Origin of the sequence: Nonomuraea maheshkhaliensis, from assembly GCF_039529435.1 — a bacterium.
Taxonomy (GTDB): Bacteria; Actinomycetota; Actinomycetes; order Streptosporangiales; family Streptosporangiaceae; genus Nonomuraea; species Nonomuraea maheshkhaliensis.
Genome location: NZ_BAAAMU010000073.1, coordinates 41,525 through 52,226, shown reverse-complemented (window position 1 = coordinate 52,226; position 10,702 = coordinate 41,525). Strand labels below are relative to the sequence as shown.

At 72.8% G+C, this 10,702-nt stretch carries 14 protein-coding genes; 2 read left to right on the top strand and 12 right to left on the bottom strand.

Annotated elements, in window-relative coordinates:
* Positions 1 to 92 precede the first annotated feature (92 nt).
* Genes ABFX54_RS36695 through ABFX54_RS36665 form a run of 7 tightly spaced genes read right to left on the bottom strand, consistent with a single transcriptional unit; the run spans position 93 to position 4,963 of the window.
* Positions 93 to 374 (bottom strand): HPr family phosphocarrier protein, encoded by a 282-nt coding sequence (locus ABFX54_RS36695; RefSeq protein ID WP_346111331.1) that lies wholly within the window; start codon positions 372 to 374, stop codon positions 93 to 95.
* 10 nt (positions 375 to 384) lie between these two features.
* Entirely contained in the window at positions 385 to 1,389 is a 1,005-nt protein-coding gene (locus tag ABFX54_RS36690; protein WP_346111330.1) for a zinc-dependent dehydrogenase, read from the bottom strand.
* Positions 1,386 to 1,811: a PTS mannitol transporter subunit IIA gene (locus ABFX54_RS36685; RefSeq protein ID WP_346111329.1), complete on the bottom strand. Its 426-nt coding sequence runs from the start codon at positions 1,809 to 1,811 to the stop codon at positions 1,386 to 1,388. The genes ABFX54_RS36690 and ABFX54_RS36685 overlap by 4 nt, the downstream gene beginning before the upstream one ends.
* Complete coding sequence (locus ABFX54_RS36680) at positions 1,804 to 2,112, bottom strand: PTS sugar transporter subunit IIBC family protein (RefSeq protein ID WP_346111328.1); 309 nt, start codon at positions 2,110 to 2,112, stop codon at positions 1,804 to 1,806. The genes ABFX54_RS36685 and ABFX54_RS36680 overlap by 8 nt, the downstream gene beginning before the upstream one ends.
* Positions 2,113 to 2,115: 3 nt before the next feature.
* Entirely contained in the window at positions 2,116 to 3,225 is a 1,110-nt protein-coding gene (mtlA, locus tag ABFX54_RS36675) for a mannitol-specific PTS transporter subunit IIC (protein ID WP_346111327.1), read from the bottom strand.
* A 35-nt stretch (positions 3,226 to 3,260) separates the two neighbouring features.
* The gene (pfkB, locus tag ABFX54_RS36670) at positions 3,261 to 4,205 is read right to left on the bottom strand and encodes a 1-phosphofructokinase (RefSeq protein ID WP_346111326.1); all 945 of its coding nucleotides are present in this window, start codon (positions 4,203 to 4,205) and stop codon (positions 3,261 to 3,263) included.
* On the bottom strand, positions 4,202 to 4,963 hold the full coding sequence (locus ABFX54_RS36665) for a DeoR/GlpR family DNA-binding transcription regulator (protein ID WP_346111325.1): 762 nt from the start codon (positions 4,961 to 4,963) through the stop codon (positions 4,202 to 4,204). Before ABFX54_RS36665 ends, pfkB begins: the two co-directional genes overlap by 4 nt.
* 102 nt (positions 4,964 to 5,065) lie before the next feature.
* Between ABFX54_RS36665 and ABFX54_RS36660 the strand changes: the two genes are divergently transcribed.
* On the top strand, positions 5,066 to 5,953 hold the full coding sequence (locus tag ABFX54_RS36660; protein WP_346111324.1) for a hypothetical protein: 888 nt from the start codon (positions 5,066 to 5,068) through the stop codon (positions 5,951 to 5,953).
* Between the two features lie 60 nt (positions 5,954 to 6,013).
* Here the strand turns inward: ABFX54_RS36660 and ABFX54_RS36655 are convergent, their stop codons facing one another.
* The 5 genes from ABFX54_RS36655 to def form a co-directional block, all read right to left on the bottom strand.
* Entirely contained in the window at positions 6,014 to 6,370 is a 357-nt protein-coding gene (locus ABFX54_RS36655; RefSeq protein ID WP_346111322.1) for an MmcQ/YjbR family DNA-binding protein, read from the bottom strand.
* A gap of 44 nt (positions 6,371 to 6,414) precedes the next feature.
* Entirely contained in the window at positions 6,415 to 6,831 is a 417-nt protein-coding gene (locus ABFX54_RS36650; RefSeq protein WP_346111321.1) for a CBS domain-containing protein, read from the bottom strand.
* 165 nt (positions 6,832 to 6,996) lie between these two features.
* Positions 6,997 to 8,466, bottom strand: a complete 1,470-nt coding sequence (locus ABFX54_RS36645) for a pyridoxal phosphate-dependent decarboxylase family protein (protein ID WP_346111320.1) — start codon at positions 8,464 to 8,466, stop codon at positions 6,997 to 6,999.
* On the bottom strand, positions 8,459 to 9,097 hold the full coding sequence (locus tag ABFX54_RS36640; RefSeq protein WP_346111319.1) for a helix-turn-helix domain-containing protein: 639 nt from the start codon (positions 9,095 to 9,097) through the stop codon (positions 8,459 to 8,461). Before ABFX54_RS36640 ends, ABFX54_RS36645 begins: the two co-directional genes overlap by 8 nt.
* A 7-nt stretch (positions 9,098 to 9,104) precedes the next feature.
* Positions 9,105 to 9,638, bottom strand: a complete 534-nt coding sequence (gene def, locus ABFX54_RS36635; RefSeq protein ID WP_428834611.1) for a peptide deformylase — start codon at positions 9,636 to 9,638, stop codon at positions 9,105 to 9,107.
* A 143-nt stretch (positions 9,639 to 9,781) separates the two neighbouring features.
* On the opposite strand from def, the gene ABFX54_RS36630 reads away from it, so the two are divergent.
* On the top strand, positions 9,782 to 10,588 hold the full coding sequence (locus ABFX54_RS36630; protein WP_346111318.1) for a class I SAM-dependent methyltransferase: 807 nt from the start codon (positions 9,782 to 9,784) through the stop codon (positions 10,586 to 10,588).
* The last annotated feature ends 114 nt before the right edge of the window (positions 10,589 to 10,702 follow it).

Below are 10,702 nucleotides of genomic sequence, written 5' to 3'. Positions count from 1 at the left end.
GGCCCCGGTCCAGGGGCCGCCGGCAGTCCCGGAGCCGCCGGGCGGGGGCCCCGCGGCCGCACCGGTCGCGGGGTCGGTGCGCGGCGGTGTCATCAGGCATCGAGGGCCTCTTCCGAGTCCAGGTCGCGGGACAGCAGCTCCGCCAGCGTGTCCAGGGCCTCGTCCGCGCCGGGGCCTTCGGCCTCCAGCGTCACTTCGGTGCCGCGCACGGCCCCCAGGGACAGCACGCCCAGCATGCTCTTGGCCGGTACGGACTTCTCCCCGGCCCGGATCGTGACCGGCACGCCCACCTTGGCCGCCGCCTGCACGAACAGCTTGGCCGGCCGCGCGTGCAGGCCGCTGGCCGAGGCCACGACCACCGTTCGCTGTGCCATCGCCTACCTCCTAGGGTTCGATCGTGACCTTGATGGCCGTACCCCGGCTGACGAGGTCGATCCCGTCCAGCACCTGCGGCAGCGGCAGCCGGTGGGTGATCAGGTCCGAGACCGGCACGGCGCCCTCGGCCACCAGTCGCAGCGCCTGGGCGTTGTGGGCCGGGCTGGAGCCGTTCGCGCCGACGATGGTCAGTTCACGGTAGTGCACCAGATTCGAGTCCAGCGCGATCACCGGATCGTCCTTGGGCAGCCCGCCGAAGAAGCTGATCCGGCCCTGCCTGGCCGCCATCCGCACGGCCTGCTCCTGCGCCGCGCCGGAGGCCGCCGCGGTGATCACCACGTCGGCGCCCCGGCCGCCGGTCAGCTTCAGCACCTGCTCCACGGGGTCGGAGTCGATGACCGCGTCGGGATGCACGAGCTCGGCCGCCATCGCCAGCCGGCCCGCGTTGACGTCCACCAGGAACACCCGCGCCGCCCCGCGCGCCCGCGCCAGGCGTACGTGCAGGCAGCCGATCGGGCCCGCGCCCATCACCACCACGTCGTCGCCGGGACCGACGCGCGCCAGCGACTGGCCGTTGAGCACGCAGGCCAGCGGCTCGGCCACCGACGCCTCGGCGAACCCGACGCCGTCGGGGATGGCGTTGACGCCGTCCACGGCCAGCACCTTCGCCGGGACGATCATGTACTCGGCGAAGCCGCCGTCGTAGTGGTAGCCCATCGACTCCTGGTTCGGGCAGACCGTCTGGCGGCCACGCCGGCACTCGGCGCACGTGCCGCACGGGATCGCCGCGATCACCTGCACCCGCGCGCCGGTGTCGACGACCTCGCCGGCGATCTCGTGGCCCATGACGCGCGGCGGCACGATGTGGTGGTGGCCGAACCTGAAGATCTTGGCGTCGGTGCCGCACGTCGAGCAGTTGCGCACCCGGATCTTCAGCTCGCCCGGCCCGGCGACCGGCTCGGGCGCGTCCTCGATCCTGATGTCGCCCGGCGCGTGGAAACGCGCGACCTTCATGACAGCTCCTTGATGACTTGGGAAACCTCGGTGGCCTCGCGCAGCGTCCTGGCCCGATCGGGGTCGAGCAGGATGTCGGCCAGCGCCGCCAGCAGCGGCACGTGCCCGTCGCCGGCGGCCGCGATGCCCACGCACAGCGTGACGGGCTCGCCGTCCCAGTCGACGCCGCCGGGGAAGCGCACCACGCAGATGGCGTCGCGCTTGACGTCCTCCTTGGACGCGGCCGTCCCGTGGGGGATGGCCACGCCCTCGCCGACGTACGTGGAGATCGTCCGCTCGCGTTCGAGCATCGCCTCCACGTACGACGGCGCGACCGCCCCCACGTCGACCAGCGCCTGCCCGCAGCGGCGGATGGCCGCGTCGCGGTCGGGGGCGCTCTCGTGCAGCAGCACGGCGCGGGGGTCGAGCAGGCCGTCACGCATCGACGGTGCCGCCGTTCTTGATCGTGTTCACCAGCTTGGTCACCGCGGGGTCGCCCAGGAAGATCTGGAACGACACCAGCGGCTTGCCAGGGGCGGCGGCCTTGGCGCGGGCGGCCAGGCCCGTGTGGCAGACCACCACGTCGGCGTCCTCGGGGATGGAGTTGACCGGGGTGTGCTCCACGGTCACGCCCGTCCCCTTGAGCTGCTTCTTGAGCGTGGAGGCGAGCATGACGCTGCTGCCCATGCCCGCGTCGCAGGCCACGATGATCTTGTGGATGTCCTTGCTGTCTATGGCGGCCATGGCTCAGCTCTCCTTGGTTGCGGGTTCTTCTGTCGCGGCGGGCTCGGGCTCCTCGGGCTCCGCCTTCTCGCCCCTGCCGAAGCCGAGCAGGAGGGCGGCGACCGCGAACGACACGGCCGTCGCGACGAGGATGCCCAGGCTGGATCCGAGCCAGCCGCCCTTGGGGGTCACCGCGAGGTAGGCGAAGATGCTGCCGGGCGACGGGGTGGCGACCAGGCCGGCACCTGTGATCATGAACGTGAAGACCCCGGCCGCGCCGCCCGCGATGACGGCCACGATGAGGCGGGGCTTCATGAGGACGTACGGGAAGTAGATCTCGTGGATGCCGCCGAAGAAGTGGATGATCATCGCGGCCGGCGTGCTCGGGCGCATCGCGCGCGGCCCGAACAGCAGATAGGCCAGCAGCAGCCCCAGCCCGGGGCCGGGGTTGGACTCCAGCATGAACAGGATCGACTTGCCCTGCTCGGCGGCCTCGGCCACGCCCAGCGGGCTCAACACCCCGTGGTTGATGGCGTTGTTGAGGAAGAGTACCTTGGCCGGCTCGATCAGCACGGAGGCGATCGGCAGCAGATTGTTGACGATCAGCCATTCGACCGCGTTGCCCGCGGCGGTGGTGATCGTCTGGACGACGGGGCCGATGGCGTACATGCCGACCACGGCCATCGCGCCGCCCACGATACCGGCGGAGAAGTTGTCCACCAGCATCTCGAAGCCGGCCTTGGTCCGCTCCTCAGTGAACTTGTCCACATATTTGAGGATCAGGGCGGTGAGCGGGCCGATGATCATGGCGCCCAGGAACATCGGAGAGTCCGTGCCCACCACGACGCCCATGACCGCGACCGCGCCGACGACCGCGCCGCGCTGCCCGTGCACCATCCGGCCGCCGGTATAGGCGATGAGGATCGGCAGCAGCATCTTGATGATCGGATCGACCATCTTGGCCAGCGTCTCGTTGGGCAGCCAGCCCGTCGGGATGAACAGCGCGGTGATCAGGCCCCAGGCGATGAACGCGCCGATGTTCGGCATGATCATGCCGGCCAGATGGCCGCCGATGCGCTGGATGGTGGCCTTGACCCCGGTTCCGGTGACCGGGGGTGTGTAGGTGTCGGCCATGGACGTGCTCCTTCAGGGGGGTGAGCAGCCGCTTCTTACGGGTGGGGGGATGAGAGCGGACGGTCGGGATCGGGCGCGCGGACGGTGACGGCGCCGGGGTCGATGTGGTCGGGGCCCGGCATGCGGCTGCCGGGCAGGCATACGGCGGCGGCGCCCCACGCCAGAGCCAGCGCCAGCGCGTCGGGGCCGGAGCCGCCGCCGGCCAGGAATCCGGCCAGCATGGCGTCACCCGCCCCGACGGAGCTGCGCGGCTCCGTCACCGGCGCCTCGCCGTACCAGATGCCGTCCTCCTCGACGAGGACCGCGCCGTCCGCGCCCAGGCTGGCCAGCACCGTGCGCGCGCCGGCGGCCCGCAGCTTGGCCGCGGCCTCGGCCACGTCGCCCAGCCGGCGGATGGGCATGCCGGTGGCTCCGGACAGCTCCTCCAGGTTGGGCTTGACCAGGGCGGGCGCGGCGGTGAGCGCGCTGGCCAGCGCCGGGCCGCTGGAGTCGACGGCCATGAGGATGCCGGCCCCGGCGAACCTGCGGCACAGCCGGGCGTAGACGTCGGAGGGAACCTCGGGCGGCAGGCTGCCGGAGGCCACCACCCAGTCCGCCTCGTGGGCGGCGCTCAGGACGGTGTCGGCGATCGTGTCGAGCTCCTCCTGCGACAGGGCGGTGCCCGGCTCGTTGATCTTGGTGGTGGTGCCGTCGGGCTCGGCCAGCGTGACGTTCGACCGGGTCGGGCCGGCCACCGGGACGGTGACCATGTCGAGCCCTTCGGCGGCCAGCAGGCGGATGAGCTGCCGGCCCTCGTCGCCGCCGTAGGGGACCACCGCCCGGCTCGCCACCGCGTTGGCCAGCAGGGCGCGCGAGACGTTGACACCCTTGCCCCCGGGGTCGAGGCGGGCGGTGGCGGCGCGGATGACCGCGCCCCGGTCGAGGGAGGCGATCTCGATGGTCCGGTCGAGGCTCGGGTTGAGGGTCAGGGTGAGGATCACGCCCTGATCACCTCCGGGCCGGCGGCCGCCACGTCGGCGGCCAGCGCCACGTCGAGGCCGGTGTCGGTGATCAGCACGTCGATCTCGCTCAGCTCCGCGAAGGTGGCCAGGTAGGTGTTGCCGAACTTGGTGTGGTCGGCCAGCAGCACGCTGCGCTGCGCGGCGTTGACCATGGCCCGCTTGATCGCCGCCTCCGCCGGGTCGGGCGTGGTCAGGCCACGGGCGAGCGAGCAGCCGTTGGTCGCCATGAACGCCACGTCCACGTTGAGCCGGTCGAGCGGGCGCAGCGCCCAGTCGTCCACCGTGGCCAGTGTCTTGCCGCGCAACCGGCCGCCCAGCACGATCACGTTGAGGTTGGCGCGCGCGGCCAGGGCGGTGGCCAGCGGCGGTGAGTTGACCACCACGGTCAGCTCCCGGTCGAGGGGCAGCACCTGCACCAGGCGGCCCGTGGTGGTGCCGGCGTCGATGATCACCGAGCCGTCCTCGGGCAGCTCGGCCAGCGCCGCCTTGGCGATGCGTTCCTTCTCGGCCGTCATGACCTCGTCACGGGCGGCCAGCGCGGGCTCGAACCCCAGCCGCTCCACGGGGATGGCGCCCCCGTGGACGCGCCGCAGCACGCCCGCCCGCTCCAGCGACGTCAGGTCGCGGCGGATCGTCTCTGTGGTCACGTCGAGCTCGGCGGCCAGCGTCACCACGTCGACACGGCCCGCTAGCCGCGCTCTCCGCAGGATCTCCTGCTGCCGCTCCTCGGCGTACATGATGTTGATTCACCGCCGTTTCGGGTTGGTTTCCTCTGTGTTTATACCCGCTTTCGTTTGCTGGTCAAGAGTGTCGTGTCACGATCTGGTATTCATGGGCGGGTGCGAACCAAGCCTCTTGCCGCCGTGCCCCTCGCGGCCGTCACCGCCGCCACGCTCGCGGCCCCCGCTCCAGCGGCCCACGCCGCCGCCCAGGCCCGGCCGCCTCAGGCGCCCGCGGGGACGACAGCGGCGTGGGTGGTGTTCGACCGGCAGGCCGGCAAGATCGTCGCCACGCGGAGCGCGCACCGGAAATACCGCTCGGCCTCGGTCGTGAAGATCCTCATCGCGATCGACTACCTGGAGCGGCGCAAGAGCGTGCCCGCCGCCGACGCCAGGCTGCTGCGGATCATGCTGCGCTCCAGCGACGACGACGCCGCGTCCACGTTCTGGGACCGGCTGGGCAAGGGGCAGATCATCGTCAGGCAGGCGCGCCGGCTCGGGCTGTCCGACACCACGCCGCCGCCGGCGTCCAAGCCGGGCTTCTGGGGTTACACCTCGCTGAGCGCGTACGACATCGTGCGCACCTACCGCTACCTGCTCGACCGGGCCGACGCCCGGGTCAGGGACACGATCCTCGGCCACCTGCGGCACTCGACCCCGTGCGGCACCGACGGCTTCGACCAGACCTTCGGCATCCCCGACGCGCTGCCCCGGCCATGGGCGGTCAAGCAGGGCTGGTCGGGGTTCGGCACGACGCCGCCGGTCAGGTGCGGCGGCGGCGGTGCCAGGGCCGTGGGGGCGCCCATCTCGTGGATCGCCCAGCGCGCCACCGGCTCGGGCGTGCCCGACTACGGGCGGCCGGTGCTGCACTCGACCGGGCTGGCCGGGAAGGGCGAGCGCTACGTCATGGCGGTGCTGACCGCCCATCCGGCGGGCGGCACGTGGAGCTCCTCGGTCAAGCGCATCACCACGCTCACCCGCGACCTCTATCGCGACGTCACCCGCTGACCCACGGCCTCCGCCTGCGCCGTCGCGCGCCGGCCCGGTGGCCTCGTGGGCCGGCCGGTGCTACGGCCGCAGGCGGGCGGCGAGTTCCTGTTCGCGGCGGACCTTCTGCGGGACGCACATGCGCCACGCCTCCAGCACCAGCTCGCGCATCTCCGCGACGTCGAGGGCCGCGGTGCGCGCCTCCACCCAGTGGAAGCGCAGGTCGGACTCCCTGGGCATGAGGAACTTGTCCGGCTCGGCCGCCACCAGCGCGGCGCGCTCCTCCTTGGGGAAGCCGAACCCCATCTGGGTCTCGTCACGCGAGAACGCCACGTAGACGATCTGGCCCACGCGGAACTTCACGCGGTCCCTGATCAGGTGCTCCGACGAGCGGGGGAGCGTGCGCGCGAACCGGCGCACGTCGTCGACTGTGATCATGCCGCCACGTTATAGCCCAGGACCGACACTTTCCGGGGCCGCCCTCAGCGGGTGGCCTCGGCGGCGGAGATGTCGGCCAGGGCGGAGCTGGGGTCGCGCTCGACCGCCAGGTCGCCCAGGCTCACCACGCCGACCGCGCGCCCGTCCTCGACCACCGGCAGCCGGCGCACGGCGTGCGTGCGCATGATCCGGACGGCCTGCTCGATGCTGGTCTCTGGCCCGATGGCCTCCACGGAGGCGGTGCACGCCTCGCGTACCGGCGTGTCCGGGCCCCGTTCGTCGGCGACCACGCGCACGGTGATGTCACGGTCGGTGACGATGCCCTTCATGCGGCCCTTGTCGTTGACGATGAGCGCCCCGGTGTCGTGGTCGCGCATGAGCGAGGCCGCGACGGACACCGGCTGGTCCGCCTCGACCGTCGCCGGGTGCGAGGTCATCACATCTGCCACGGTCTTCGCCATGGAATCCTCCGCGTAGACGGGTAGAGGACGGCCCTCTACCCGGGCGACCGGGCGAGTCACGACACTTTGTCGCTTCTCTGCGAATTCCAGGTGATGTGCTGGGAGCTTCCCGAACGGGGCGGCTTCCGCCCGGCGACGGTCTCGCGACGAGCGGCCCGGCCCCGGTTACAGGGACTTGGCCGCCACGCGGATCTCGTCGAGCAGCACCTCCAGGTCCGCCCGCGTCGTCCCCGGATGCAGGAAGCAGGCGCGCAGCGCGTCCCGCCCGCCGAGCCGGGTGCCGGTGAGGAAGGCGTTGCCGCGTGCCTGGACCGCGCCGGGGACGGCCCGGTTGAGCGCGTCCAGCCCGCTCTCGCGAGGGGTGTGGCGGAAGGCCGTGATCGAGGTGGTGACGGGTGCGAGCAGCTCGAAGTCGGGCGCCCGCTCGACCATGGCGCCCAGCTCGCGGGCCAGCATGGCAGTGTGCTCCACCAGGTCCTTGACCCCGGCCCGGCCCAGGTGGGACAGGGTGGCCCAGGTCTTCAGCGCGCGGAAGGGGCGGGTCTGCTCGGGGCCGTACTCGGCGAACCAGCCGAGCTCGCCGGCGTTCTCGTCCACCAGGTACGACGGCACCAGGCTGAACGCGGCCCGCGCCGCGCCCGGATCGCGCAGCAGCGCGCAGCCGCAGCCCACCGGCACCCCGAGCCACTTGTGCGGGTCGAGGGCCAGGGAGTCGGCCCGCTCCATCCCCGCGTAGTGCGGCGCGGCACCGCCGGCCAGGACGCCGAGCGCGCCGTAGGCGCCGTCCACGTGGAACCACAGGCCGTGCGCGGCGGCCACGTCCGCGATCTCGTCGAGGGGGTCCACCGCGCCGGAGTTGACGGTCCCGGCGCTGCCCGCCACGCAGAACGGCCGCAGCCCCGCCGCCAGGTCCTCGCCGATCATGGTGCGCAGCGCGCCCACGTCCATCCGGTACGCCGCGTCCACCGGCACCGTGCGCACGTGCCTGGCCCCGAGGCCGAGCAGCTGGGCGGCCTTGTGCAGGCAACTGTGCCCCTCCTCGGTGACGTACATGACCAGGGGCGCCCGCCCGGACAGCCCCTCCTCGCGCACGTCCCAGCCGTCGGCCCGCGCCGCCCGCTGCCGGGCGCTGGCCAGGCAGATCACCGTGGCCATGGAGATCCCGCTGGTCAGCAGCCCGCCGCCGGGCAGGTGCGGGAAGCCGACGAGCCCGGCCAGCCAGCGCACCACCGTGCGCTCCAGGTGCGGCCCGGCGTGGTCGCCTCCGGCGCAGCTCGGGTTCAGCGCCGAGGCCAGCGGCTCGACGAGGACGCCGGCCGGGTTCGGCGGCGAGTTCACCCAGCCGAAGAAGCGTGGATGCCCGTTGCCCATCGGGTACGGCAGCACGTGGGCCCGCGTGTCCTCCAGCAGGTCGTCCAGCGCCCGCCCGGTCTCCGGCAGCTCCTGGCCGGTGAGCCAGGCCAGCTCGCCGTCCGGCACCGGCCGCCAGACCGGCCGCTCGGCGACGCCGCCGAGGTGCTCGGCCCAGATCCCGGCCGCCTTGGCTCCCGCCAGGCGCAGCTCGTCCACGGCCCGCGCATCCGCCGGGCGCGGCTTGTCGATGGCCTTGGCCCCCGCCAGGCGCAGCTCATCCATGAGGTGTGTCCTTCCGTGCCGTGTGGTGCCCGGCCGCTCCCGCCTGCGCCCGCGGGCCCAGCTCCATGGCCAGGTAGAAGACGCAGTCGGCAGGGCCGTCGTTGGCGAAGGCGTGGCGGCGGTCGCCCGGGTAGCAGGCCGAGTCGCCGGGTCCCAGCTCGAACGGCCGCCCGTCGATCGTCAGCCGCAGCGTGCCGCGTTCGACGGCCAGGTACTCGCGCGAGCCGGGTGCGTGCGGCACGAACTCGCCCGCGTCCACCCCCGGCCCGATCCTCGTCCGCATGAACTCGAACTCGACCTCGCCCAGCACGGGCGACAGCACCCGCCGCTCCCAGCCCGACGGGTCGCGCAGCACCCGCTGCTCGTCGTGGCGCAGCACCCGGATCGCCTCGCGGGCGGGCTCGTCGAGCAGCCGGGAGATCGACGTGCCCAGCGCCGTGGCCAGCCGGTCGAGCACCAGCACGCTGGGCGTCTTCGCGCCCCGCTCGACCTCGGAGACCATGCTCCTGCTGATGCCGCTCAGCTCGGCCAGCCGCTCGATGGACAGCCCGCGCGCCCGCCGCTCGCCCCGGATCCGCTGCCCCAGCTCGGCCATGGACAGCCCGCTGGCCAGGGCCCCTTCGCCTGTCATTCCTCCACTATAGCGGCGCTTTGTCCGCTTTAGTGGATTCCTCGTACGCCGCCAGCACCTGCTTGCGCCGCTTGGCCGGGAGCCGGTCGATGTAGAGATGGCCGTCGAGGTGATCGGTCTCGTGCTGCAGGCAGCGCGCCAGCAGCCCGGTGCCCTCGACCACGACGGGCTCGCCGCCGGCGTCGAAGCCGCGCACGGTGGCGCGGTCGGCGCGGGGTAGGGGCGCGTACTGGCCGGGGACCGACAGGCAGCCCTCGTCGCCGGTGTCGAGCCGGCGCTCGCCGAGGCCGGGCAGCTCCAGCACCGGGTTGACGACGACGCCCTTGTGCGGCTGCCCGTCGGCGTCCTGGCAGTCGTAGACGAAGACGCGCAGCGGCACGCCGATCTGGTTGGCGGCCAGGCCCACGCCCTCCGCCGCGTACATGCTCGCGAACATGTCCTCCACCAGCGCCGCCAGCTCGCCGTCGAAGCCGGTCACCGGCTCGCACGGGTGGTGCAGCACCGGATCGCCCACGCGCACGATCGGCCGAACCTCTCCCACGATCCCCGCCTCTCCTGATATGTCGCCATGTGTCAGCCCAAGTGTACGAGCGCCCGCGCGTATCTCGAATAATAAGACAAAGTTTCTTGCATGATGAGATGTGGTTAGGGTGGCGGTAATCGCACGACGGAGGGAGTTCGCCGATGAACGCCGTCTACACCCATGGCCACCACGAGTCCGTGCTGCGCTCGCACCGCTGGCGCACCGCCGCCAACTCGGCCGCGTACCTGCTGCCCCACCTCAAGCCGCACATGAAGCTGCTCGACATCGGCAGCGGCCCCGGCACGATCACCGCCGAGCTGGCGGGCCTGGCCGGGCACGTGACGGCGTCCGAGGTGAATGAGGAGACGCTCGGCCTGGCCAGGGCCGAGGTGGCCGCCAGAGGGCTGACGAACGTGGACTTCGCCGTCGCCGACGTGCACGCGCTCGGCTTCCCCGACGACACCTTCTGCGTCGTGCACGCGCACCAGGTGCTCCAGCACGTCGGCGATCCGGTGCCGGCGCTGCGGGAGATGGGGCGGGTGACCAAGCCGGGCGGCTACGTGGCGGCACGCGACAGCGACTACACGGCGTTCACCTGGTGGCCGCGGGTGCCGGCGCTGGACGAGTGGATGGCGCTCTACCAGCGCATCGCCCGCGGCAACGGCGGAGAGCCGGACGCCGGGCGGCGGCTGCTGTCGTGGGCCAAGCAGGCGGGCTTCGAGGACGTCACCGCCACCTCCTCCACCTGGTGCTTCGCCACCCCGCAGGACCGGGCGTGGTGGGGCGGGATGTGGGCGGAGCGGATCCTGCGCTCGGCGATGGCCGAACAGGCCCTGGCCACCGGCGCCGCCACCGAGGCCGACCTGCGGCGCATGTCGGAGGGGTGGCTGGAGTGGGTCCGGGCGGAGGACGGATGGCTGTCCGTCCTGCACGGCGAGATCATCTGCCGGCTCCCCGCCCGCGGCTGACGCGACCCGCGGGCGCCAGAGGCAGGGCGACCGGATCGGCTGGGGCGCGGCGCCCGGGCGGCGCGGCCGGTCGGGCCGGGCCGGTGGTATCGGTGAAGGTGGCGGCGGAGCGCG

Excerpts from the sequence above, each read along its gene's own strand:
- ABFX54_RS36695 (WP_346111331.1), bottom strand. The coding sequence starts at position 374 with ATGGCACAGCGAACGGTGGTCGTGGCCTCGGCCAGCGGCCTGCACGCG.
- ABFX54_RS36690 (WP_346111330.1), bottom strand. The coding sequence starts at position 1,389 with ATGAAGGTCGCGCGTTTCCACGCGCCGGGCGACATCAGGATCGAGGAC.
- ABFX54_RS36685 (WP_346111329.1), bottom strand. The coding sequence starts at position 1,811 with ATGCGTGACGGCCTGCTCGACCCCCGCGCCGTGCTGCTGCACGAGAGC.
- ABFX54_RS36680 (WP_346111328.1), bottom strand. The coding sequence starts at position 2,112 with ATGGCCGCCATAGACAGCAAGGACATCCACAAGATCATCGTGGCCTGC.
- mtlA (WP_346111327.1), bottom strand. The coding sequence starts at position 3,225 with ATGGCCGACACCTACACACCCCCGGTCACCGGAACCGGGGTCAAGGCC.
- ABFX54_RS36665 (WP_346111325.1), bottom strand. The coding sequence starts at position 4,963 with ATGTACGCCGAGGAGCGGCAGCAGGAGATCCTGCGGAGAGCGCGGCTA.
- ABFX54_RS36655 (WP_346111322.1), bottom strand. The coding sequence starts at position 6,370 with ATGATCACAGTCGACGACGTGCGCCGGTTCGCGCGCACGCTCCCCCGC.
- ABFX54_RS36650 (WP_346111321.1), bottom strand. The coding sequence starts at position 6,831 with ATGGCGAAGACCGTGGCAGATGTGATGACCTCGCACCCGGCGACGGTC.
- ABFX54_RS36645 (WP_346111320.1), bottom strand. The coding sequence starts at position 8,466 with ATGGATGAGCTGCGCCTGGCGGGGGCCAAGGCCATCGACAAGCCGCGC.
- ABFX54_RS36640 (WP_346111319.1), bottom strand. The coding sequence starts at position 9,097 with ATGACAGGCGAAGGGGCCCTGGCCAGCGGGCTGTCCATGGCCGAGCTG.
- ABFX54_RS36630 (WP_346111318.1), top strand. The coding sequence starts at position 9,782 with ATGAACGCCGTCTACACCCATGGCCACCACGAGTCCGTGCTGCGCTCG.